This window comes from Thiothrix litoralis, assembly GCF_017901135.1.
Taxonomy (GTDB): Bacteria; Pseudomonadota; Gammaproteobacteria; order Thiotrichales; family Thiotrichaceae; genus Thiothrix; species Thiothrix litoralis.
In genome coordinates, this window is the sequence record NZ_CP072801.1 from 2,849,486 (window position 1) to 2,870,130 (window position 20,645).

The following is a 20,645-nucleotide window of genomic DNA, read 5'->3' on the forward strand; positions in this document are numbered from 1 at the left end:
CAGGGGGGAATACTACCCACCTTTTACCAACCTGCGGGGATCCAGAACAATTGTGGAATGGCTTTATTTGATTTGAGGAAAATGGTTATTGTGCATATCCCCATCTTCAGGGATGCTTTGTTCCTCTGACCCGCAGTGCACCACTATCAAAGCTGTAAACAGCCTCAATTGGCTCACCCCATTGCTTGGCAGTCTGTTTGGCTTTGTAAATGATCAAGGTGTCAGGAAAATCGGGCAGTTTGAGCTTCTTGCCTGTTTCATCTTGGGTAGGGCGTTCTGTGCGGAATTCACTTAAAGCTGCCCACACAGCTTGTGGATTTTCAAACACGATATTGGGTTCACTCAGCAAGTCACTGATCAGTTTGATAATATCGTCACGGCTGGCTTGGTACTTTTTACCACTCAATGTCCAGACCGTTTCGATCAACACAACATCTGTCACCAATACCTTGGCGTGTCGCTCAATTAACTGGGTTGCTAATGGAGATTGTTGTTCATCATCCTGTAACACATGGCGCAATAACACATTGGTATCAATGGCAATCATGCAGCGCATCCTGTAAGGATTCATTATCACGAATAGCTATGCGGGGCTTGAGGTGTTGCAGGCTGCCAGCACTGCTACCCACAACCTTTTTAATCACGGTTAGCTTGCCGTTGAATTCAAAGATTTCCACGTAATCACCGGGAAAAATACCGGTTTGATCACACAAGTCTTTGGGTAAGGTGACTTGGCGTTTACTGCTTACTTTGTGCATGATCGGTAGCCTCTAATAAAGTTTTACTATTCGATTATAGTAAAACCAAGTGGCTCAGCAAGCAAATGAAAGATATTGCTGGTGAGCATCGGCCTCAAGCCTGCCGCGCTTTCTTCACCAACCCATGCTGCGGGTCATACCCCCACACCGCCAGCAGGAAAAACAGGATCAAAGCGCCCAATACGACCAGAGAGGAGAGGAGGTTGAATTGGCCGTAAAGGGCAAAACGGATCATTTCCACCGCATGGGTGAACGGGTTGAAGCGTGTCAGCGTATACACAATGACTGCCCCCGACTCCTGCAATTTCCATAACGGATACAGTGCGGTGGAAAGAAAAAACATCGGGAAAATCACGAAATTCATCGTCCCCGCGAAGTTTTCCAATTGGCGCACGGATACCGACAGCAGCAGCCCCAACGCACCCAACATCAAACCGCCCAGCACCAGCGCAGGCAAGGCATACAGCCACCCCGACCACGGAATATCCACCTTGAACACCGCGCACAAGGCCAAGAAAGCATAGGCTTGCAACACCGACAACACTGTTCCCGCGACCAGCTTGCTCAACAGCAAAAACCAGCGCGGTTGCGGCGCAATCAGCAACAAACGCATCAAGCCCATTTCGCGGTCATACACCATGGCCAGCGACGACTGCATCCCATTAAACAGCAACACCATTCCCAGCAACCCGGGTACGACGTAGACCTGATATTCAATATACGTGTCGTAAGGTGGGATAATCGACACCCCGAAAATATTCTGGAATCCGGCAGCGAACACCATCAACCATAAGGCCGGGCGTACCAGTGCCGACAACAAGCGTCCGCGCTGATGCCAGAATTTGATGGTTTCGCGCTGACTGATTGCCAGCATTGCAGGCCAATGCCTTGTGGTTGCCATCACCGCCTCCCGTTGATTTGCTTATCCTTGATACCGCAAAGCGGGCGGTTTATCTACCAACCTTTTACCAACCTAAGCCTCTAAATCCGCCAGCGAAAACCCCCGATAGGTGATCGCATAACCTGACAAACGTTGTTCCAGCCGCTGCGCTTTGGCTTTGAGATGGCTCAAACGTAAGTTATCGGGGTTACGTTTCACTTCGGCAATCAGCGCGGTTTTGCTGAAGTCGTTGACCGCCACAATGTCGATTTCGTTTTTGTTGCCCGCTTCCCAGTAATTGCCAATCAGGTTGTACTCGCCCGTGGCGGCAAGCTGGGCGCGGAACAGTTGCTCCAGCCATGCGCCGCTGTAGGTGGCAAAATCCCGCGTAATCGCTTGGCGGAGGAAGGCGAAGTTTTCGATTTCCACCGCGCTGCGATAACGATAGATAAAGCGAAACCAGAAGCTCAGGAACGCATCCTGGATACGGTATTTGATCTGTCGGCTGTTGGGGGTGGCGAATACCGGCGTAACGCGCTGGATAATGGCGAAGTCTTCCTCCAGCCGTTTCAGGTAAGGGCCGATGGACATTTCCAGCACCGATTCAATTTCGCTGCGGCTGGTTTTGCCGCTGGCTAAAGTGGCAAGAATGGAAAAGTAAGTGCTTTGTTCTGCGCCGAATTCTTCCGCGAGCCGATAACGGCCTTCTTCGATCACCAGACTGAACTCATTGATCAGGCTTTCCCACAAGTCGCGTTGCGGGTCGGTTTGTGCCAGCCATTCGAGGTATTTCGGCACACCGCCGCTCAAGGTATACCACGTCAGCAGGTTATCCGCGCTGTAACGCCCGCTGTCATGCAGCAATTCGGCAAGGTAGGCGGGCTTGAGCGGTTGCAGGTTAATACGGTGATCGGCACGCCCGAACAGCGGTTCTTTGCTGTCCTGAAACAGTTTGGTCATCAGCGAATACAGCGAACCGCAACAAATCAGGTGCAGTTTGCAACGCGGGCGGTACTGATCCCAAAGGTTTTGCAGTTCGGAAAATACCGCCGGGTTTACCCGCGCAATGTCCTGAAACTCATCCAGAATCAGTGTTAGCGGCTGGGTTTGCGCGTACTGGAACAGGATTTCCAGTACTTCACGCAAGCTGCGGGGTTGCCCGAAAATCGGCAGATTTAATTGCGTGCGGATTTGCTCGGTGAATTCTGCGCACAACAGCGGCTCGGCTTTGCGGGAAATGAACAGGTAGAGGGCTGAACCTTGGTAGGTGTGAGCCAATAAGCCCGTTTTGCCGACACGCCGCCGCCCCACCATCAGGGTCAGGCTGGATTTGCCTTCTGCTGCTTGCTGTGACCACAGGCGCAATTGCTGCTGTTCGCTGTCACGGTTGTAGAATTTCATTTGGATTTACCGTAATAATTATTACAGTAATTTATCTTACGCTAGCTGGGTAGGGATAGGTAGTGTAGCAACTTTTTCCAACCAACCTTTTTCCAACCACCTTCCCACTACAGTGACCCGCAAGTGCCATTGATGAGGAGGACATCGTGAAACACCTGCACCCGCTATTCACCCTGCCACTGCTGTCGATCAGTCTGCTGGCCACCCCCACTTTCGCCAAAGATACCGGCTACGCTTTCGTCAGCAGCGAAAACGACCACATTGTCACCGTGTTGGATGGCAAAACCTTTGCAAAAGTTAAAGACATCAAAACCTCCAAACGCCCACGCCATTTGCAATTCAACCCCGATAAAACCTTGCTGTACGCCGCCTGCGGTGAAGGTGCCAGCATCGACGTGATCGACGTTGCCACGCTTGAAGTCATCGACAAGATTGAGGATGTCGAAGACCCCGAAGCCTTCGATTTCAGTCAGGATGGCAAACAAATGTTCATCTCCCTCGAAGATGACGGTGCATTAGGAATTCTCGACGTTGCCAGCAAAAAAATGCTCAAGGAAGTCGAAATCGGTGAAGAACCTGAAGGTGTCCTGACCAGTCATGACGGCAAAAGTGTGTATGTCACCTCCGAAGTCGCCAATACCGTGCATGTGGTCGACATTGCCAGCCAAGCGGTGAAAGCCAATATTGTGGTGGGCGAACGTCCGCGCCGCTTTGCCACCACGCCTGACAATCAGGAACTGTGGGTGACAAGCGAACTGGATGCTTCCATCAGCATCATCAACCTCGCCGACAATACCCTCAAAGAAAAAATCACCTTTGCTCCCGAAGGTTTCCGCAAGGAAGACATTACCCCCGTCGGCATTAGCATGACCCGTGATGGCAAAACCGCCTTCGTCACCATCGGGCGGGCGAATCGCGTGGCGGTGGTGGATGTGGTTTCCCGCAAGGTCACGGATTACATTCTGGTCGGCGAACGTGCGTGGAATGCGGCATTGAACAAGGATGAGTCGCTGTTGTTCGTGGCGAATGGCTTGAGCGATGACGTATCCATCGTCAATGTGGCAGACCGTAAAGTGACCAAATCCGTTCCGGTTGGGCGTGTGCCCTACATGGTGGTGGTCGATGATTAAGCGTTGCGGCACTTGGCTGGTGTGTTTGTGGGTCGGTTGCGCCAGCTTGCCCGTGTTTGCCGCGCAAACCCTCAGCATCGGGTATGTGCAGCAAAGCGCTGACCCGCGTTACGACGACAAGCACATGACTGCGCAATTTCTGGGGCAAGCCTTGGGTCGCCCATCTGTGGGGGCAGAAGTGGCACTCAAGGAAGTGAAATTCCACGGGCAAAACGCCGGTATCGACTTTGTGCTGGAACAAGCTGAAGCGGCAACAGCGGCAGAGCTGGTCAAACAAGTGGAAACCCTGCAAGCCAAAGGGGTGCGCTTTATCCTCAGCGATTTGCCTGCACCCACCTTGAGCGAAGTTGCCAGCGCCTTCAAAGGCAAAGACGTAGTGTTTTTCAATGTCTCCGCCCCCGATGACAGTTTGCGTCAGGCACAGTGTCAAGCGGTCGTGTTTCACACCTTGCCCAATCACGCCATGCAAGCCGATGCCTTGGTGCAATACTTGGTCGCACACAAGTGGAAAGAAGTGTTGGTGTTGGAAGGCGCAGCGCCAGAAGACCAGTTGCTGACCGCTGCCTTCGAGCGGGCTGCCAAGCGTTACGGCGCAGAAATCGTTGCCAAACGCCCGTTTGTGTTGGGCAATGACCCACGTGAGCGCGACAAGAACAATATTGCGCTGCTGACCGGAGATGAAGATTACGATGTGGTTTATATTGCCGACAGTCACGGCGAATTTGCCCGCAATGCCGCTTACCAAACGCTGTTGCCGCGTCCGGTGATTGGTGCGGAGGGCTTGAATGCGCTGGCATGGAACTGGGCGTGGGAACGCCACGGCGCACCGCAAGTCGAGAAGCGTTTCGAGAAAAAAGCCGCCCGCCGCATGAGTGACCCCGATTGGGCAGCTTGGATGGCAGTCAAAGCGATTGCCACAGCGGTACAACAAACCAATGGGGCTGATTTTGCCAAGTTGCGGGATTTTCTGACCGCGCCCGATACCACGCTGGATGGCGCAAAAGGCAATGCCAGCAGCTTCCGCCCGTGGGATCATCAGTTACGTCAGCCGCTGCTACTGTCGACGCATAACTGGGTGGTAGATCGCGCCCCGCTGGAAGGTTTCTTACATCAAACCAATAATCTCGACACGCTAGGCTTCGACGAGCGCGACAGCCAGTGTAAGTTTTAATCCATATCCACAGGACTGACCGTGACCAAGGGTAGTCCTGCTTCTGCCCACCCATCCGTGCCATCCTTGAACCAATACACCTGCGTGTAACCGTACTGGCGTACCCGTTGCACGGCATTCCACGACATCCAACAATCCGCTACGCAAAAGAATACCAGCGGTTTGTGTTTGTCGCCGCCGCTCAAACGTTGCAGGTTGGTTTGCAAATACGTGTCGATTTCCGGCGCTAACTCCCCGTAACCGACGTTCGGCAACCACACCGCGTTCGGCAAACTTTCATGCACGTCATTGGGCAGCCAGACGCTGGGGAAGCCTGCTTCCTGACGCAACAGAATCGCCCACACATCAATCAGCACGGGGGATTCAGGGCGTTGTAGCAAGGTTTGCAAGGCTGTCACATTCAGCGTGATGCTATTGGGAACACACGCCGGGGTTGCCCCCCGGTAATGTGCCATTTTTAACCCCGCTGGCATATCCGGGGTACGTTCACAGTCAGCTAAACCCAAATCCGGCTGACAAGCAGGTAAGCAAAGGCAATAGAGTGGGAGGAGGAGATTGCCCCATTTCATTCTGCTGGCTTCGCCGGTTTCAGGTGTGCTTGTTCCAGCGCCGGGTACAGATGGCTGACCGAGCGCCGTAATTCATGTTGCACCAACGCGACGTGTTGGAAGTCGGCTGGAATCGGTGTTTGCATCACCTCCAACATATCCAGCCCGTGTGCGGCGGCATCTTCAAGCGTGGTTTGCAGCCATTGCAAATACGCACGGGTTTGTTGAATCGGGGCGGTGTCGCTGGCGACGTTGCCATGCCCCGGCACGAGCGTTTTAAAGGGCAAGGCTTGCAAGCTATCCAACGTTGTTAACCACATCGCCAGCGTTGCGTGTGGGGTCGTCGCCGCACGGTTATTGAACACTAGGTCGCCGGAAAACAAGACACCGGTGGTGTGATCAAACAGCACTAAATCGCCAGCGGTATGCCCTTGTAGGGCAATCACTTCCAGTTCATGCCCACCGACGGTTTCCTTGCCTGCTTTGGCATCTTGGGTGGGCGGGGTGACGCGGGTATCGCGCATCCAATCACCGACCATGCGGTACATATTGCCGTTGAAGGTTTCGCCTTCCGCCTTGATGCCGTCACGGGTCGCGGGTAGGGCGTAAATCGGTACATCGGTATACGTTTGATTGCCCAGAAAGTGGTCGGGGTGGTGGTGGGTAATGTACACACGCACCACTTTTTTGCCAGTAAGCTTTTCAATCACCGCGCGTTGTTGTTCGCCAAAACGCCGCGATACGCCGGTATCAATGACTACCACGCCCGCCGTGGTGACAATAAAGCCGGTGTTGACGATGAAACCGCCATTCTGTTTGGAAAAATCCTCGGTTTTGCCTTCGATGACGTAGGTGTCGGTGGCCACTGGCTGTGGTTGTAGTGGGTACTCGAAACTCTCCGCCACTGCCGTAGCGTTTACCAGTAACAGCATGAGTAACCAGCGTTTCATGGGGTCACCTCCGCTGCAATCTTGTTGCCGTTGTTGTCGCGTCCTTCCAGTGTGAAGGTGGTGTTTTTGCCGACATCCAGGCTCAGCATGGGGTTTTCACTGATCGGCTCGTACAGGTCGAGTTCGGCCAGTACCTGACCTTGCGCGTCTTTGACGTTGAGGTTTTCAATGTGGAAGGTGGGAATGCCGCTGGCTAAGCCAGTATCCATCGGGTGCATGACGCGGATGCGCAAGCGATTGTTGTCGGGGTGTTTCCATACATTTGCCGAGACTTGCCCCAGCGTTTTGCTCCAGTCACCGCTGGATGTGCCGAGACTGGGTAAGGTGCAACCGCCGCCTGCCGCTTCGACATACGTGCCGCCAACATGCCATAGCCCGTCAGCGGTTTTCACGGCGACCCGCACCGGGCTGCCTTGTTGCAACTTCATGCGGAAGGCAAGGTTCGGGGCGATGGTTTTGGGGCGAAAGTTCAGCACGTGTGGCAGCGGGTTGAGATCCGCAAACACGCGCATTTCCTGTATTCCCTGCAAGTCCGTCACCCGTAAGGCGATGGGAACATTGAGTGAATCTTCCGCCTCTGGTGGGGCTTCTACCGTTACCTTGCTGTCGAAGGTGTACGGCTCGCCGTTGAGGAAACGCGTGTGCATCGCCTCCCATTGCGGGGAGTTGAGGGGGTCAGGTTCTGCCGCTACTGCCGTTTGACAGAGCAGGCAGAACACCAGCCATCGACCATGCCTGATCATAAAGCCTCACTTCTGGGCGGTTGCCACAGGGGGTTCTGCTGCTGGGTTGTACGTCAGTTTGTATTGCTCGAAAATCTTTTTCACGGAGCCGTCTTTAACCAACTCTGCCATCCCGCCATCCACGGCGCTGGCGAGGTCGGCATTATCGGCTTTCACCGCCACGCCCATCGCCCAACTGCCACGGCCTAAACCGGGGGTAATCAAACCTTGAATTTGGATATTGTCCGGGCGTGCGCTTAACACGCCTTCGAGTTCACCGCGTGGCCCCATAATGCCTGCAATTTCACCTTTTTTCAGGGCATCGGCGGCTTGCGTAAGGTTGGGGAAATGCCGGATATTTTTGCTGATTTGCCCTTGTAAGGCTTCTAGCAAGTAAAAGTCGCTGAGGGTGTCGATTTCAACCCCGATGGGGGCGCTGGTGAAATTCGCTAGCGTCGGTTGCTTACCCACTTTGCTGGTATCAAAGGCAAACGTGACTTGCTCCATCTGATACGGGGCGACGAATTTGACCTTATCCACTTTGTCGGAAAAAGCATTGTCGTAGGGCATGTGTAACATCATATCGGTAACACCACCGCCGAGGTAATGGCCTTTCCAAACGTTATTGCGTAGGTCGTCTTCGACGTTTTCATCGGCACTGACCAGCCGAATTTCGCTTTTTACACCCAATTTTTGGGCGAGGGCTTCGGCAATGGCGACGTCTACGCCTTGTTGTTTGCCATCAATCACGGATGAATACGGGGGGAATTCTTTGTACAGGGAAATGCTTAACACGCCTTTGGCTTTGACTTCCTCCAGCGTACCAGCGTAGAGCGGGGCAGCGAATAATAGGGCGCTTAACCCGAGTGTGCTTAATGTGGTCAATTTCATGGTGTATCCTCCTCTGCATGAGAAAACCCCTCTTGGGGAGGGGCATAACGACTATTTTTTTTCTTCTGGTTTGGCGGCGTCTTTGGGGGGCGCATCGACCGAAACGGTTTCCAGCCATGAGCGGATTGCCCATAAACCTTCCTGAGCCACAATGCCGTCAAATTTGGGCATGTAGGTGACGCCGTTACGGATTGCGCCATTGATCATGCGTTCCCGGAAAATTTCATCGCCTTCTGTACCCAACGGAAGGGTTTCGCGTAAGTCGGGGGCAATGCCACCCGAAATGGCATCAATGCCGTGGCAACGGGCGCAGTTTTGGGCGAATGCGTGATGCCCGATTTCAGCCGCCCTTTCGTTACCGGAATACGGGTTGGTTTCCTCCCATGTCGCGCTGTCCTTGAGTGGATCAAGCCCTGAAATATTAATGGCTTGTGGGGTGACATCACCGTGGGCAAACGCATTGGTGGCAGCAACCAATGCTAAAGCTGCCAGTGCAGCGGAAACAGAACGTGTTGCGATTTGCATAGTACATACCTTCGATCAAAGAAAAGCCCATTCCGCGTTGTGGCGGGGTGGTTGCACCCCGCCCGCGTTGTCGGGGTTAAGAGGTTGTTTTAGGCAGTTTGAATACCCACAGACTGCCACCTTGATTGAGGTGTTTGATGGTCTTGGCGACTTCCCCCCCCCACAGTGGTACCGCGCCACCCCAGCCGGAAGGCACGGCGACGAACTGTTCGCCATCCTGTTCCCACGTGGTTGGGCAGCCAACGACACCGGAACCTGTTTGGAATTTCCACAGTTCTGCGCCTGTTTTGGCATCAAAGGCTTTCAGGTAGCCTTCGGGTGTGCCGGTGAAGACCAGATTGCCAGCGGTGGTCAGTACGCCGCCCCAAAGTGGCGCTTTGTTTTTGGCTTCCCAGACGATTTTGCCGGTTTTCGGATCCATCGCCCGCAGTGAGCCGATGTAGTCTTCGTTCAACGGTTTGATGGTGAAACCTGCACCAAGGTAAGCCGCGCCTTTTTTGTAGCTGATCGGCTCGTTCCAAATGTCCATGCCCCATTCGTTGGCGGGGATGTAGAACAGGTCAGTGCCGGGGTTGTAGGCCATTGGCATCCAGTTTTTGCCCCCGAGGAAGGAGGGTGCGGAGAACACAGATGTGCCTTTGGCTTCGCTGCCCGGTGCGCCGGGGCGGTTGGTGTCGTCGTATTCAGGGCGACCGGTTTCTAGATTAATGCCTTTTGCCCACGTGATTTTATTCACGAATGGGGTGGCGTTGATCAGCTTGCCGTTGGTGCGATCCAAGACATAGAAGAAGCCGTTGCGGTCAGCGTGACCACCGGCTTTGACAATCGTGCCATCGTCTTTTTTCAGGTCAAATGATACGAATTCGTTGACGCCGTCAAAGTCCCAACCATCATGCGGTGTCCATTGGTAATGCCATTTGATCTTGCCGTCCGCCGGGTTGATGGCAAGTACGGAAGAGGAGTACAGGTTGTCGCCGGGGCGTAAATGCGAGTTCCACGGTGAAGGGTTGCCCGTGCCGAAGAACAGGCTGTCGGTTTCAACGTCGTAAGTGCCACCTAACCATGTCGCCGCACCGCCTGTTTTCCACAGGTCGCCCGGCCAAGATTTGTTGGTTTCGCCGGTAATGCCGTTGTCTTGGCCGTTGAGTGTACCCATGTGGCCTTCCACGGTGGGGCGTGACCAGATCAGTTTGCCGGTTTTGGCATCCCGCGCTTCGACTTTACCCACCACGCCGAATTCACCGCCGGAGACGCCCGTAATGACCATGCCTTTCACCACGATAGGCGCGGCTGTGTTGGAATAACCGGCTTTGAAGTCTTCCATTTTTTCTTTCCAGACGACTTTGCCGGTGTCCTGATCGAGGGCAACCAGTTGTGCGTCGAGGGTGGAGAAAATGAACAAGTTGTCGTACAACGCGCCGCCACGGTTTACCACGTCGCAGCACGGCATAATGCCTTCGGGTAAGCGGTGGTCGTATTGCCAGATTTCTTCGCCGGTTTTGGCATCGGCGGCGAATACGCGGGAATAAGAGGCGGTGACGAAGATTTTACCGTTATGCACCAAGGGTTGCGCTTCCTGACCGCGTTGCTTTTCATCGCCGTAAGACAGCACGAAGGCGGGAGTGAGGTTTTTCACCGTCTCGGTATTCAGCTTGTCCAGCGTGCTGAAACGTTGGCCTTGCAAGCCCATGCCGTAACTCACGACATCATTGGTGGTTTTGGCATCGTCAGCAATGTCTTGGTCGGTCACGGTGGCATGGGCTAGCGGGCTACTAAAGGCACAACTGACGGTCAGTACCAGCAACAGTCTACGGAAGGTACGCTCTTGTTTCATGGGGGGATTCTCCTCTCCAGCTAAAGCAAATATCTAGGTTGACCCCGTAACAGCCTCCTATGCCACTACAGGTACTGGAAAGCAGCTTAATGAAGAGCAGGTTGGAAAAAGGTTGGGCAAGTTGGGCAGATGAGGGGACTAACGGTGTCAACCACAACTATACTGAGTCATGGCATCGTTGAAGGGAGTTGACTGACCATGACTATTTCTGTTTTTCACCATTCTATGCGCATCAGTTGCGCACTGCTGCTACTGGCTTCTGGTGGCAGTGCTTATGCCGACAGTAGTACGCATACTGGCCAAGGCACTTTCTATGATTATAGTGGCGGGGGCAATTGCAGCCTGCCGGTTCCCACTACCACCCTGACGGCGGCGATGAATGCAAGCGACTACGCCAATTCGGCAGCCTGCGGTGGGCTTATCAAGATAACCAACAACGCTACGGGGCTGAGCGTCACGGTGCGGGTTGATGATCAGTGCCCTGAATGTGCGCCCGGCAATGTCGATCTTGATCAGGATGCCTTTGCGCAGATTGCTAATCTTGACACGGGTATTATTCCGATCAGTTGGCATTATGTCGCCAATGATCAAGTGGGTAATCTCAAACTCTATGTGGAGGAAAGTTCCAGTCAATGGTGGATGGCGGTGCAGGTGCGCGACCATCTCTATCCGATTGCAAAACTGGAAGCACGCACTGCTGGTTCTGGCAATGCCTACACGACCATCGCGCGGGAATCACACAATTACTTTGTTGCGCCCAGTGGTTTGGGGATTGGGCCTTACGATTTTCGGATCACGGATTTCTGGGGGCAAACCATCGACGTTCCCAGCATTCCGCTAATGCCGGGAGTGGAACTCGATACGGGTACACAATTTGATGTGTACGATGAATCTGCTGCCACTAGCACTAGCAGTGGAGCTGGCGCTACAGATTGGCCGATATTGCTTCTGTTGGGAGGATTGTTGACGCGGCGTTTGCAGTGGGGTAGGTAGATAGTGTCTGACCGAAAAAGCGCGTGAAAGCCATCCATGCCAAGATCAAAAACAAGCGTAAAGATGCGCTACAACAGTTCACCACCAAGCTGGTGTGTGAGAATGAACTCATCGTTGTCGGCAACGTCAGCAGTTCCGCCTTAGCCAAAACCACGATGGCAAAAAGCGGCTTGGATGCAGGCCGGTTCATGCTGAAAACCCAACTGAAATACAAAGCGATCGCGCGGTCAGTGGTGTTTGAGGAAGTCGACGAAGCGTACACTACCCAAGCCTGTTCGTGTTGCGGCAGTATTTCTGCCAGCAGTCCGAAAGGTAAAGCAGGGCTTGGAATAAGAGAATGGATGTGTGCCGAGTGTGGCACGCTGCACGACAGAGATGTCAATGCAGCTCGGAACATTCTCGGTAACTGTTCACGGGCTTGCAACTGCCAGAGTCTGAGCTATGCTTGAAAGATGAACGAGCTAACGATCACCACCGATTTTACTGATATTGCGTTGCCAACCGATTTGGCAGCTTCTCAGCAGCTTAACCGTGATCTGCTGACGTTGGTGGTTGCGTTGCAGGCACGGGTAAAACAACTGGAAGCGGAACTGACAGAACTGAAAGAACGCCTGAATGACTCCTCCGCGAACTCCTCTAACCCACCGTCACGTGACACGCCCGAACAACGCGCCCAACGCGAGCGCAAACCGAAAAGCCCGTTAAAACGCGGCGGTCAGCCAGGACACAGCAAACATGAACGCGCCTTGGTGGAGGAATCACGCCTGGATGCTATCCAGCATTACTATCCCGAAGGCTGTTGCCGTTGTGGTGGTCATCTGGTGCTGGAAAACACGCCGAGCCAGCGTCATCAGGTATTTGACCTACCGGAAGTTGCTTATCAAGTAACGGAACACCGCCTGTATGCGGGTACGTGTAGTTGCTGCGGGAAACGTCAGGTAGCCGAGTTACCCGAAGACATCCCCAGCGGGCAGATGGGTGCTGGCTTGATCAGTTGGATCACCCTGATGAACGGGGCGTGCCGCCTGTCCACGCGGCAAATCCAGTTACTGCTGGAAGAACAATGGCAGTTATCCTTCAGTAGCGGTGCGATCAGTGAGGCTACTGCCCCCGTCAGCCGTTGGTTAGCACCCTTATATGCTCAGGCGGGTGATGCGGTGCGTAGCAGCCCGGTGGTAAACGCGGATGAAACCAGTCACTACCGTGGGCGCGAACGTGAATGGTTATGGGTGATGTGTTCGCCACAGGTGGTGTACTTCATGACGCATTACTCACGCGGCAAAGGTGCAGCGGACGAATTGCTGGGAAAATTCAATGGCGTACTCGTGACCGACCAGCACGGCGGCTATAATCACCACCCCAATGAACGACGGCAACTGTGCTGGGCGCACATTATCCGTAAGTTCAAAAAAATAGCACAACGTTACGGGCGTGCAGGCATCTTAGGGAAGCGTTTGCTGCGTCTGGCACGCCTGATTGTCCACTTGCATAACCGCAAGCTCGCAGGTGCTTACTCGGACAGGTTGTACCGGCAACGCATGGATAAACTCCGCGAAGCCTTCCGCCAGACATTGGTAGCAGGTAGCGGCTTACGTCAAGCACAACATCCTGATAAGCCGACTAAAACCGCCAACCAGTGCCAACGCTTACGGGATGATGACCTGATGTTATGGACATTTTTGCGTCATTCCGGTGTTCCTCTGACCAACAATGCTGCCGAACGGGCTATCCGCCCCTATGTCATCTGGCGTAAGACCAGCTTTTTTAGCCAATCTTTCCGAGGTGATCAATTCCGCCCGTTAATACTGACTATCGTGGAAACCTGCAAACGCCTAGGTATCAGCGCTTACCGAATTATCCGCCAAGCGTGCCAGCAGGCATTGGCTAAAAAGCCGGTGACGGTGCGTTTGCCTATTCCCCCTCCGCGAGTATTGAATCCGGTGACTGGATTTGTTGCCGCTTAAGGTCATCTCCTTATACACAAGTCCCAAGCTGATGTAAGATAAGCAATTTTCACCTATGAACTGGTCATCTAGCGAACTCACCGATCTTGATTTGGGAGACAAGCGCCTCGAAACACGCGCCGCCCATATTCTCAATGCCATGCTGAAAGCGCCCCAATCCAGCCTCCCCAAGGCTTGCCAGAGTTGGTCAAGTACCTTGGCGACGTACCGTTTCTTCTGGAATGAGGCGGTGAGCCATGATGCTTTGATGGCATCCCACTTTGAAGCGACAGAGTGCCGAATCCGTCAACAAGACTCGAAGATTATCCTGTGCATTCAAGACACCACCGAATTGGACTTCAATGGACAGGAAACCGAGGGCTTGGGGCGGTTATCCTACGATAAGCAACGCGGGATGTACCTGCATCCGACCTTGTGTATCACCCCGGAACGCCTGCCGTTGGGCATCACCGATACGTGGATGTGGTCACGGGGCTTGAGCAAAGCCGCCGACCAAGCGAACCCCAGCATCAAAGAAAGCCGTCGCTGGATCGAAGGGTATGAACGGGTAGCCGAACTGGCGGCACGCTGCCCCGGACACCGGCTCATCTATACGGGCGACCGGGAAAGCGACTTTTACGACTTGCTCAAACGGGCACAAGTCTTGGATTACCCGGCTGACCTGCTGATACGGGCGCAACATAACCGTGCCTTAGGAGATGACCTAAAACTGTGGGATGCCATTGAGCAACAACAGGCGTTGACCCGCATCACCTTTACCAAACCGCGCAAGCAGGGTGAAAAAGCCCGCAAAGTGGTACAGGAAATCAAGGTGTTACGTTATACCCTGCGTCCCAAGAGCAAGCACCCGATGTTATTGACCTTGGTTCAAGCCAAAGAAATCAACCCACCCGCCGGAAAATCGCCCCTCATTTGGCGTTTAGTCACCAACCGTTGTGTAGAGACCGCCGATGCCGCCGGTGAACTCATCGACTGGTATCGGGCGCGTTGGGAAATCGAAATGTTTTTTGATGTCCTGAAAGTTGGCTGTCGCGTCGAAAAACTGCAACTGGACACTAAAGAGCGCATCGAAAAAGCCCTCGCGCTCTACATCATGGTGGCCTGGCGGATTATGTTTCTGATGCGGTTGGGGCGTACCTGCCCAGAACTTCCGGCTGAGCTGGTGTTTGACCCGCTGGAATGGAAAGTATCCTTCCGGCTCGGCAAAAAAGCACTGCCCGATGGCATACCTACCCTCAATCAAGTGATCCGCAATCTGGCAGAACTGGGGGGCTTTCTGGGCAGAAAATGCGATGGCGAACCGGGAGCCAAAAGTATCTGGTTGGGCTACTCAAGGGTGCTGGACTGTATTTATGGGATTCAGATGGCTAGTGAATTGGGGGAAGGACTGATTTGTGTATAAAGAGATGGGCTAAAGGACAGCACGAGAAAGCTCTACCATTGTTTGAACGTGCCCTAGAGATTTTTGAAAAAGGACTCGGAAAAGATCACGAGAAGGTTGCCACTGTACTTAATAATATTGCTGGCTTATATGAGGCTACTCTGTAGATAGGTACAAAAGTGCGATATTATTAAGATTCCGAGCCACATCAGGGTGGTCGTTGCCAAGATTTTTTTCCAAAAGCTCCAGAGATCGTTTAAACAATGGCAACGCTTTTTCGTATTGCCCTTTTGTGTAGTACAAAAAGGCAAGATTGTTGAGGCTAGTGGCAACAGCGGATGGGTCTTTATCAACTGCGTTTTCTCTGATGTTTAACGCACGTTCATGTAGTGGAATTGCTTCTTCGTATTGCCCCATCTTTCGGTAGAGTTCTGCAAAATTATTGAGACTAGTAGCAACATCCGGGTGGTTAACAGGTAGATGTTTTTCCCGCAGTATTAGTGCTTTATCATACAATGGCAGTGCTTGTTGATATTGTCCCGCATCATGGAAAGCTCGACCAGCCGAATCTAGGTAATGACTCCACGTCACGTAGTGCTTATCACCTAGCGCCCCTATTTTGTTGGCAGCATCTTCGTAATTTTCGCCCGCAAGTTGGTATTGCAACTGAAAATATGCCAATGCACCTTTAGAAGCGGAAATATCAGCAGCCGTAATCAGTCTATTTTCGACATGGCTATCCATTGCTAATGTTTCAGCTTTATCCAACAAGGTTTTAGCTTCGTTGAGCTGACCTTTATCAATGGCGGTTTCCGCTTGTTTCTTCAGATTAGCAATGGCTTGGTCGTCGGTCTGGATGTCGGCAATTTGCGTTTTCAAACGTTGGTAGTTTTCGGCGATTTCTTCGAGTTTCTTATCCCAGTCTTGCAACGGCACGTCTTCGACTTGCAGGATGGCGAAGAACGAAGCCAGCGATTTTTCCGCGACACCCAGTTTCTTGACGGCTTCTTTATTGGCTTGGTAAACGATAGTGCCGTTGCCCGTTTGGACAATGACCACGCCTTTGCCCGTTGCCTTTATGGTCAGGTTTTCTCCCGCAGAAATGCTGCTGTTACGGTTGCCACCCGATTTTGAGGGGCGCAGTTCCTTGATGAAGTCGCCCGTTTTGCCAATGATCTTGCCGTCACCTGTCTGGATGATGGCAGTCGCTTCTTCCTCAGCCGTCATTTCGACTTTTTTGGCACGGATGCTGGAATCCTGATCCGCCAAAACCAGCGAACTGCTGAGTAACAGAGGGAGGAAAAAGGCTGCTGCTTTCATGGCTTACTCCGCTTGCTGGATTTGTCCGTTGCCCGTCACGACATTAACCTTACCGTTGCCCGTGGCTTCGATCACCAGATTACCGTCACTGCTAATGCTGGAATTGCTGGGTGTCGCAGGTTGTTCCTTGAATTCGCCAGCCGTTTGCTTGCCTTGCACCACCTGCCCATTGCCCATGATGACACTGACCTCACCCTCATTTGCAGCACGAATTTTGGCATCTTTGTTGGAATGAATGCTGCTATCACGCTGGGTTTCAGCGGCTTTAGGTGCTTGCGTTTGTGTAGGCGTAACGGATTGGCTTGGTTTGGGTGCTACCGCTTTTTCAACCGATTTAGCCGCTTGCGGTGCTTCCGCTGCAATGACCGGCGCAGCCGACGACTGCCACCACGCCAGCACGCCAGCACCAACACAAACAACGCAATCCCACCCGCCGCTTTCAACGAAGTACTGGACTCCTTATGCTGCATCGCCAGCGTCATATCCCCCGTCAGGAAAAAGCCAAACAAACCCGCCAGCAATGCCATCGAAAATGCCAGAATCTGTTGTTTGAAAGACGGCAAAGCATCCGGTGCAAGCCAGAAAACAGCGAAGACAAAAATCAGCAGGATTGCGCCGAAAATCCAGCTACCGTAAGCGCGGTCAGCAATTCTCATTTTACCACCCACTGCTCAATCTCATCCGCTTGATGCCGCCGCTCTAAGCCGACGAGCATAAAATCCAGCAGAGCCGTCCAACTTTTGAAGCACAAAAAGGTCGTGAGCGTATTGATGTCATCGAACAAGCGTTCGCGTGACCCCATTTTCTGAAGTAACGTTCGGAAACGCTCATCCATCAAGTCAATCACGGTATGGACGAGATAAGCCAATAACACTAATGCGGCCAACAAGTTGGCGAGGTGTTGCTGCCCATGCCCGAAGTTGTGTTCAAAGTGGTAGCCTTTGGTTTTCAGGGTGTTGTTGTTTTCGTTCTCAATCTTCCAGCGACACCTCCCAGCCTTCACAAGATCGACGACCTTGCCGGTGGTGATAGGGTGAGAGGTGGCGAAATCGTTATGGTATAAGCACTTACCATCATCACGCACACTCGTGAGACTGAACCAGTTGACACGCAGGGCATCGTCCCCATCACGTAAGGGCATCTGCGTCGCAAAACGGTAGGTATCCGTGACAGAATGCTTTCCCATCCGCCGCTGTACAAGATGGGTGCGTATCGCGCCGATTTTCTCTAGCCCTTCCAACTCTTCATATAAGGTCGTGTGGGACGTGGGTTTGCAGTTGAAAATGAACTGTGCGCCAGCGTCCAGGACTGCTTGGCAAAAGGGCTGGTGACAATACAAATCATCCCCCAGAAACGTGATGCCCAGCGGGATGTAATCCGCGCCCCACTGAGCCAGCCAGCGTTTAGCGGCGTTGATTTCACAATCTTGCTTGGTTTGCCCATCTTGGCGGCTGATGAACTCTGGCGGTAACGGGATCACCTGCGGTTTATCGGGTGCTGTTAAAATCGGGGTCAGCACTTGGTGTGAGTAGGTGACTGTCCCGTTGTGATGCGTCTTCGTCAAACACTGCTCACAATGGATGTGGGATGACGAAAAATGCTGTGTCCCATCCAGTGCCAACAAATAACCGTAGTCATGCACCCGCCACTTATCCAAATAACCATTCTGTTGCAACCCATTGAAAAGATAACGGTAAGCAGGCGCAACGGCTGACGGCGGCACGCTATCCAGCAAATGGCGAATTTGATTGTCGCAGGGAATGGCATGAACACCGAACAACGTCTGTGCATTACTCCGCTCTTGGTTCTCCACCATGCGCCGCTGGTACTCCAGAAAGGACGCACACTGCATGAAAAACACCGAAAAGGCACTCAAACCCGCATCCTCCAAGGTATAGCGGGTATTATTGCCGGGTTTGCGGCAGTCGGGGAAGGCGCGGAATGTATCGCGCAATTGCTCCACGATACCCGCAAAGGTGAGCGGTGCGGTTAGCGCAGCAGCAGTAACGGTTGGGTAGCTCATCGACTTCACCTCCCGGAACAGATCTCAATGGGATAGGTTTAGTTTACGCCATTTTATTGGGTGAGGGGCAAAATGAGAATTGCTGAAGCGCGGTGGTTTGTATGAGTCATGCGGAAGCCCCTGAGACTGAAGTTCGGTAAAGCTTATCTGATAAACGGTAGTAATGTAGGTGTTTGCCATCACAAATAGCTCAAAAATTCGTGATATGGCTTTTCCACCGCGATAACCCTACAATCAAGCACATATCCATCACTCCTCAGAGGGCAAAACATGCAAATAACGCTTGAAATACCCGATCACGTCCTGCTGCCACAACAGGATAAAACCAGTCTCGCGCAGCTACTCAAGCTACATACCGCTTTGTTGCTGTTCCAGTCCGGTCAATTATCGCGTGGCGCAGCCTGCGAATTTGCAGGTGTAGACATTTACACCTTCCTTGCCGCCTGCAAGCAGTACCACATCGAAACCATCAGCACCGATATGGATGAAATCGAAGCCGAAGTCATTCGTTTCAAACAGCTTCGCGCCGCATGATTGTCATTGCAGATAGTTCGGCACTCGTCGCCGTCTCAACTTATCGCTGATGCAGGCTTCACTCAATACAAAAACCCAAACAACCACAACGGAATCTTCCCCTCTGCACCAATTTCCAGCCCATCCGCCACTACCCACGCCGCCGTTTCATCCTTAATCTGCTTCTTCGATTTGGACTTACCGCCGACCTCAAACACATACTGCCCATCCACAAGAAAATCCCCGCTTTTGGGATAATTCAACGTATGGTGATAAGACAGCATCGAGGCGAAAAATGTCTCACGCAACGTCCCCGCTTTGGGCTGGTTACAAAAGACAGCGAACAGGTTGGTATTATCCAGATACAGCTTTTCCGGCTTGGAAATAATGCTGACCCCGCTGGATTTCGCCCCCAACAGGCGCAACAACCCGCCCGCCTGTAACAACCCAAGGTATTTGTAGAGGGTTTTCTGGTTCAGCTCCACCGCGCCGCACAGCTTGGACACATTGATGTCGTAAGGCTCGCTTTGGCACAACATCACCATCAGCTTTTTCAGCGCATTCACCTTGTCGTAGTCAATCGGGTGAAGCGCGGGGATGTCCGTCTCGATCACCTGCATCGCAGCATTCAACAAGCGCAGCAAATAGGTTGAACCTGCCTCGCGGTAAAACGGGTAAGCACCGTGTTCCAGATACGCGGGCAAATACGCCAGCGGTTTGATCCGGCTGACCGTTTCCAGCGCGAGTTGCGGATGCTGCTGGAGCAGGGCATCCAGCGTCACCGCCTCAAAGGTTTCGCCCGTTTCCAATTCCAGAAATTCGCGGAATGACAGCACGGGCAACGGGTACAGCATTGCCCGACGGCTCAAATCCGCCTTGGCATTGTCAATGGCGGTTGCCGATGAACCCGTAAAAATGACTTTGAGGTTAAAAAAGCTGTCGAAAATCAGCTTCAGGTCGCGCTCGAAGTGTTGGCATTTGTGGATTTCGTCGATGATGAGCAGTTCACCGCCGATTTTCTGGAATTCATCGGCAATGGTAAACAGCCCGTGCTGCCCGACCAAAGGGTGGTCAGCAATGACATACAGCACCTTGGTTTCCCGCGTCACAGACTTGAGGTATTGCAACAGCAGCGTGGTTTTACCCGCCCCGCGTGCGCCCATGATACCGATCAAGCGTTGCGAAAAGTCGATTTGCCGGAACAGGAATCGCTGGTAGTCCGGCAGCTTTTGCGTCCTGATTTGACTGGAAAGGTGCTGTAGTGGCTCAATCATCTTACTACGATACCTGTTTTTTGGTGGATTTTTTGTATTGTAGTACTAAATATTGCTGGCTTTAAACATTGCAATACACGTCTTGCACCAAGATTTTACTTGTCGTATGCGACTAAAGTGCTGAAGCGTTACGGTTAACCCCGCTCACCAAAGCTTTGATGGGGGCGGTAATAATATTGCCGTCGATCCCGACGCCATAGTGTTCGGCGCTGCCATTCACTGGCCGCAACTCGATGAAAGCACAGGCTTGGGCATTGCCCGCCTCGTCGCTGGCACCGATGGAACGTTCCTCGTAACTGCGCACGTGCACGCGGATTCCCACCCCTTGCCTCGACCTGCAAGCGGCGCAGCATGACGATGCCATAAA

General features: G+C 52.9%; 24 protein-coding genes. 8 read left to right on the forward strand and 16 right to left on the reverse strand.

Annotated elements, in window-relative coordinates; translation table 11 throughout:
- Window positions 1–106 precede the first annotated feature (106 nt).
- From J9253_RS13750 to J9253_RS13765, 4 genes are all read right to left on the reverse strand, one after another.
- A complete protein-coding gene (locus tag J9253_RS13750) occupies window positions 107–547 on the reverse strand; it encodes a PIN domain-containing protein (RefSeq protein WP_210221498.1) in 441 nt (146 codons plus the stop codon).
- Window positions 534–758 carry an AbrB/MazE/SpoVT family DNA-binding domain-containing protein gene (locus J9253_RS13755; RefSeq protein WP_210221499.1) on the reverse strand — a complete coding sequence of 75 codons (225 nt, stop codon included), beginning with the start codon at window positions 756–758 and terminating at the stop codon, window positions 534–536. The genes J9253_RS13750 and J9253_RS13755 overlap by 14 nt, the downstream gene beginning before the upstream one ends.
- 94 nt (window positions 759–852) lie before the next feature.
- Window positions 853–1,659 (reverse strand): ABC transporter permease, encoded by an 807-nt coding sequence (locus tag J9253_RS13760; RefSeq protein ID WP_210221500.1) that lies wholly within the window; start codon window positions 1,657–1,659, stop codon window positions 853–855.
- 72 nt (window positions 1,660–1,731) lie between these two features.
- The gene (locus J9253_RS13765; protein WP_210221501.1) at window positions 1,732–3,039 is read right to left on the reverse strand and encodes an ATP-binding protein; all 1,308 of its coding nucleotides are present in this window, start codon (window positions 3,037–3,039) and stop codon (window positions 1,732–1,734) included.
- 146 nt (window positions 3,040–3,185) lie between these two features.
- Here J9253_RS13765 and J9253_RS13770 point away from each other — a divergent pair, with 146 nt between their 5' ends.
- Complete coding sequence (locus J9253_RS13770; protein ID WP_228291384.1) at window positions 3,186–4,169, forward strand: PQQ-dependent catabolism-associated beta-propeller protein; 984 nt, start codon at window positions 3,186–3,188, stop codon at window positions 4,167–4,169.
- The gene (locus J9253_RS13775; RefSeq protein WP_210221502.1) at window positions 4,162–5,340 is read left to right on the forward strand and encodes an ABC transporter substrate-binding protein; all 1,179 of its coding nucleotides are present in this window, start codon (window positions 4,162–4,164) and stop codon (window positions 5,338–5,340) included. The genes J9253_RS13770 and J9253_RS13775 overlap by 8 nt, the downstream gene beginning before the upstream one ends.
- Here the strand turns inward: J9253_RS13775 and J9253_RS13780 are convergent.
- The 6 genes from J9253_RS13780 to J9253_RS13805 form a co-directional block, all read right to left on the reverse strand.
- A complete protein-coding gene (locus tag J9253_RS13780) occupies window positions 5,337–5,909 on the reverse strand; it encodes a rhodanese-like domain-containing protein (RefSeq protein WP_210221503.1) in 573 nt (190 codons plus the stop codon). The genes J9253_RS13775 and J9253_RS13780 overlap by 4 nt on opposite strands.
- Window positions 5,906–6,838 carry a quinoprotein relay system zinc metallohydrolase 1 gene (locus J9253_RS13785; RefSeq protein ID WP_210221504.1) on the reverse strand — a complete coding sequence of 311 codons (933 nt, stop codon included), beginning with the start codon at window positions 6,836–6,838 and terminating at the stop codon, window positions 5,906–5,908. Before J9253_RS13785 ends, J9253_RS13780 begins: the two co-directional genes overlap by 4 nt.
- Window positions 6,835–7,581, reverse strand: a complete 747-nt coding sequence (locus tag J9253_RS13790) for a quinoprotein dehydrogenase-associated SoxYZ-like carrier (protein WP_210221505.1) — start codon at window positions 7,579–7,581, stop codon at window positions 6,835–6,837. Before J9253_RS13790 ends, J9253_RS13785 begins: the two co-directional genes overlap by 4 nt.
- 6 nt (window positions 7,582–7,587) lie before the next feature.
- Window positions 7,588–8,451: a substrate-binding periplasmic protein gene (locus J9253_RS13795; protein WP_210221506.1), complete on the reverse strand. Its 864-nt coding sequence runs from the start codon at window positions 8,449–8,451 to the stop codon at window positions 7,588–7,590.
- A gap of 51 nt (window positions 8,452–8,502) precedes the next feature.
- Window positions 8,503–8,976: a cytochrome c-550 PedF gene (pedF, locus tag J9253_RS13800; RefSeq protein ID WP_210221507.1), complete on the reverse strand. Its 474-nt coding sequence runs from the start codon at window positions 8,974–8,976 to the stop codon at window positions 8,503–8,505.
- 76 nt (window positions 8,977–9,052) lie between these two features.
- Window positions 9,053–10,810, reverse strand: a complete 1,758-nt coding sequence (locus J9253_RS13805; protein WP_210221508.1) for a methanol/ethanol family PQQ-dependent dehydrogenase — start codon at window positions 10,808–10,810, stop codon at window positions 9,053–9,055.
- A 198-nt stretch (window positions 10,811–11,008) separates the two neighbouring features.
- Between J9253_RS13805 and J9253_RS13810 the strand changes: the two genes are divergently transcribed.
- Genes J9253_RS13810 through J9253_RS21345 form a run of 5 tightly spaced genes read left to right on the forward strand, consistent with a single transcriptional unit; the run spans window position 11,009 to window position 15,315 of the window.
- The gene (locus J9253_RS13810; protein WP_210221509.1) at window positions 11,009–11,803 is read left to right on the forward strand and encodes an expansin EXLX1 family cellulose-binding protein; all 795 of its coding nucleotides are present in this window, start codon (window positions 11,009–11,011) and stop codon (window positions 11,801–11,803) included.
- 23 nt (window positions 11,804–11,826) lie between these two features.
- On the forward strand, window positions 11,827–12,252 hold the full coding sequence (locus J9253_RS13815) for an RNA-guided endonuclease InsQ/TnpB family protein (RefSeq protein WP_266097342.1): 426 nt from the start codon (window positions 11,827–11,829) through the stop codon (window positions 12,250–12,252).
- A gap of 3 nt (window positions 12,253–12,255) precedes the next feature.
- Entirely contained in the window at window positions 12,256–13,767 is a 1,512-nt protein-coding gene (gene tnpC, locus J9253_RS13820; RefSeq protein ID WP_228291385.1) for an IS66 family transposase, read from the forward strand.
- A 55-nt stretch (window positions 13,768–13,822) separates the two neighbouring features.
- Window positions 13,823–15,169, forward strand: a complete 1,347-nt coding sequence (locus J9253_RS13825) for an IS4 family transposase (protein ID WP_210221510.1) — start codon at window positions 13,823–13,825, stop codon at window positions 15,167–15,169.
- Window positions 15,160–15,315, forward strand: coding sequence for a tetratricopeptide repeat protein (locus J9253_RS21345; protein ID WP_407701771.1), 156 nt, complete (start codon window positions 15,160–15,162; stop codon window positions 15,313–15,315). Before J9253_RS13825 ends, J9253_RS21345 begins: the two co-directional genes overlap by 10 nt.
- Here J9253_RS21345 and J9253_RS13835 read toward each other — a convergent pair.
- The 4 genes from J9253_RS13835 to J9253_RS13850 are packed head-to-tail and all read right to left on the reverse strand — an operon-like array spanning window position 15,305 to window position 18,491.
- Window positions 15,305–16,468, reverse strand: a complete 1,164-nt coding sequence (locus J9253_RS13835) for a tetratricopeptide repeat protein (protein WP_210221512.1) — start codon at window positions 16,466–16,468, stop codon at window positions 15,305–15,307. The genes J9253_RS21345 and J9253_RS13835 overlap by 11 nt on opposite strands.
- 3 nt (window positions 16,469–16,471) lie before the next feature.
- Entirely contained in the window at window positions 16,472–16,867 is a 396-nt protein-coding gene (locus J9253_RS13840) for a hypothetical protein (RefSeq protein WP_210221513.1), read from the reverse strand.
- Window positions 16,783–17,124, reverse strand: a complete 342-nt coding sequence (locus tag J9253_RS13845; protein ID WP_210221514.1) for a hypothetical protein — start codon at window positions 17,122–17,124, stop codon at window positions 16,783–16,785. The genes J9253_RS13840 and J9253_RS13845 overlap by 85 nt, the downstream gene beginning before the upstream one ends.
- Complete coding sequence (locus tag J9253_RS13850) at window positions 17,121–18,491, reverse strand: ISNCY family transposase (protein ID WP_407701772.1); 1,371 nt, start codon at window positions 18,489–18,491, stop codon at window positions 17,121–17,123. The genes J9253_RS13845 and J9253_RS13850 overlap by 4 nt, the downstream gene beginning before the upstream one ends.
- A 270-nt stretch (window positions 18,492–18,761) precedes the next feature.
- Here J9253_RS13850 and J9253_RS13855 point away from each other — a divergent pair, with 270 nt between their 5' ends.
- Complete coding sequence (locus tag J9253_RS13855) at window positions 18,762–19,025, forward strand: UPF0175 family protein (protein ID WP_028488332.1); 264 nt, start codon at window positions 18,762–18,764, stop codon at window positions 19,023–19,025.
- A gap of 62 nt (window positions 19,026–19,087) precedes the next feature.
- Here J9253_RS13855 and J9253_RS13860 read toward each other — a convergent pair whose 3' ends face one another.
- Window positions 19,088–20,278 carry an AAA family ATPase gene (locus J9253_RS13860; protein WP_210221515.1) on the reverse strand — a complete coding sequence of 397 codons (1,191 nt, stop codon included), beginning with the start codon at window positions 20,276–20,278 and terminating at the stop codon, window positions 19,088–19,090.
- Between the two features lie 112 nt (window positions 20,279–20,390).
- Window positions 20,391–20,642, reverse strand: coding sequence for an alpha-isopropylmalate synthase regulatory domain-containing protein (locus tag J9253_RS13865; protein WP_228291386.1), 252 nt, complete (start codon window positions 20,640–20,642; stop codon window positions 20,391–20,393).
- Window positions 20,643–20,645 lie beyond the last annotated feature (3 nt).

What these genes read in the sequence shown, in the direction of transcription:
- J9253_RS13765 (WP_210221501.1), bottom strand. Translation starts at nt 3,039, where the DNA reads ATGAAATTCTACAACCGTGACAGCGAACAGCAGCAATTGCGCCTGTGG.
- J9253_RS13785 (WP_210221504.1), bottom strand. Translation starts at nt 6,838, where the DNA reads ATGAAACGCTGGTTACTCATGCTGTTACTGGTAAACGCTACGGCAGTG.
- J9253_RS13825 (WP_210221510.1), top strand. Translation starts at nt 13,823, where the DNA reads ATGAACTGGTCATCTAGCGAACTCACCGATCTTGATTTGGGAGACAAG.
- J9253_RS13850 (WP_407701772.1), bottom strand. Translation starts at nt 18,491, where the DNA reads ATGAGCTACCCAACCGTTACTGCTGCTGCGCTAACCGCACCGCTCACC.
- J9253_RS13790 (WP_210221505.1), bottom strand. Translation starts at nt 7,581, where the DNA reads ATGATCAGGCATGGTCGATGGCTGGTGTTCTGCCTGCTCTGTCAAACG.
- J9253_RS13835 (WP_210221512.1), bottom strand. Translation starts at nt 16,468, where the DNA reads ATGAAAGCAGCAGCCTTTTTCCTCCCTCTGTTACTCAGCAGTTCGCTG.
- J9253_RS13805 (WP_210221508.1), bottom strand. Translation starts at nt 10,810, where the DNA reads ATGAAACAAGAGCGTACCTTCCGTAGACTGTTGCTGGTACTGACCGTC.
- J9253_RS13845 (WP_210221514.1), bottom strand. Translation starts at nt 17,124, where the DNA reads ATGAGAATTGCTGACCGCGCTTACGGTAGCTGGATTTTCGGCGCAATC.
- J9253_RS13775 (WP_210221502.1), top strand. Translation starts at nt 4,162, where the DNA reads ATGATTAAGCGTTGCGGCACTTGGCTGGTGTGTTTGTGGGTCGGTTGC.
- J9253_RS13810 (WP_210221509.1), top strand. Translation starts at nt 11,009, where the DNA reads ATGACTATTTCTGTTTTTCACCATTCTATGCGCATCAGTTGCGCACTG.
- J9253_RS13760 (WP_210221500.1), bottom strand. Translation starts at nt 1,659, where the DNA reads ATGGCAACCACAAGGCATTGGCCTGCAATGCTGGCAATCAGTCAGCGC.
- J9253_RS13795 (WP_210221506.1), bottom strand. Translation starts at nt 8,451, where the DNA reads ATGAAATTGACCACATTAAGCACACTCGGGTTAAGCGCCCTATTATTC.
- J9253_RS13860 (WP_210221515.1), bottom strand. Translation starts at nt 20,278, where the DNA reads ATGATTGAGCCACTACAGCACCTTTCCAGTCAAATCAGGACGCAAAAG.
- J9253_RS13855 (WP_028488332.1), top strand. Translation starts at nt 18,762, where the DNA reads ATGCAAATAACGCTTGAAATACCCGATCACGTCCTGCTGCCACAACAG.
- J9253_RS13865 (WP_228291386.1), bottom strand. Translation starts at nt 20,642, where the DNA reads ATGGCATCGTCATGCTGCGCCGCTTGCAGGTCGAGGCAAGGGGTGGGA.
- J9253_RS13780 (WP_210221503.1), bottom strand. Translation starts at nt 5,909, where the DNA reads ATGAAATGGGGCAATCTCCTCCTCCCACTCTATTGCCTTTGCTTACCT.
- J9253_RS13755 (WP_210221499.1), bottom strand. Translation starts at nt 758, where the DNA reads ATGCACAAAGTAAGCAGTAAACGCCAAGTCACCTTACCCAAAGACTTG.
- pedF (WP_210221507.1), bottom strand. Translation starts at nt 8,976, where the DNA reads ATGCAAATCGCAACACGTTCTGTTTCCGCTGCACTGGCAGCTTTAGCA.
- J9253_RS13750 (WP_210221498.1), bottom strand. Translation starts at nt 547, where the DNA reads ATGATTGCCATTGATACCAATGTGTTATTGCGCCATGTGTTACAGGAT.
- tnpC (WP_228291385.1), top strand. Translation starts at nt 12,256, where the DNA reads ATGAACGAGCTAACGATCACCACCGATTTTACTGATATTGCGTTGCCA.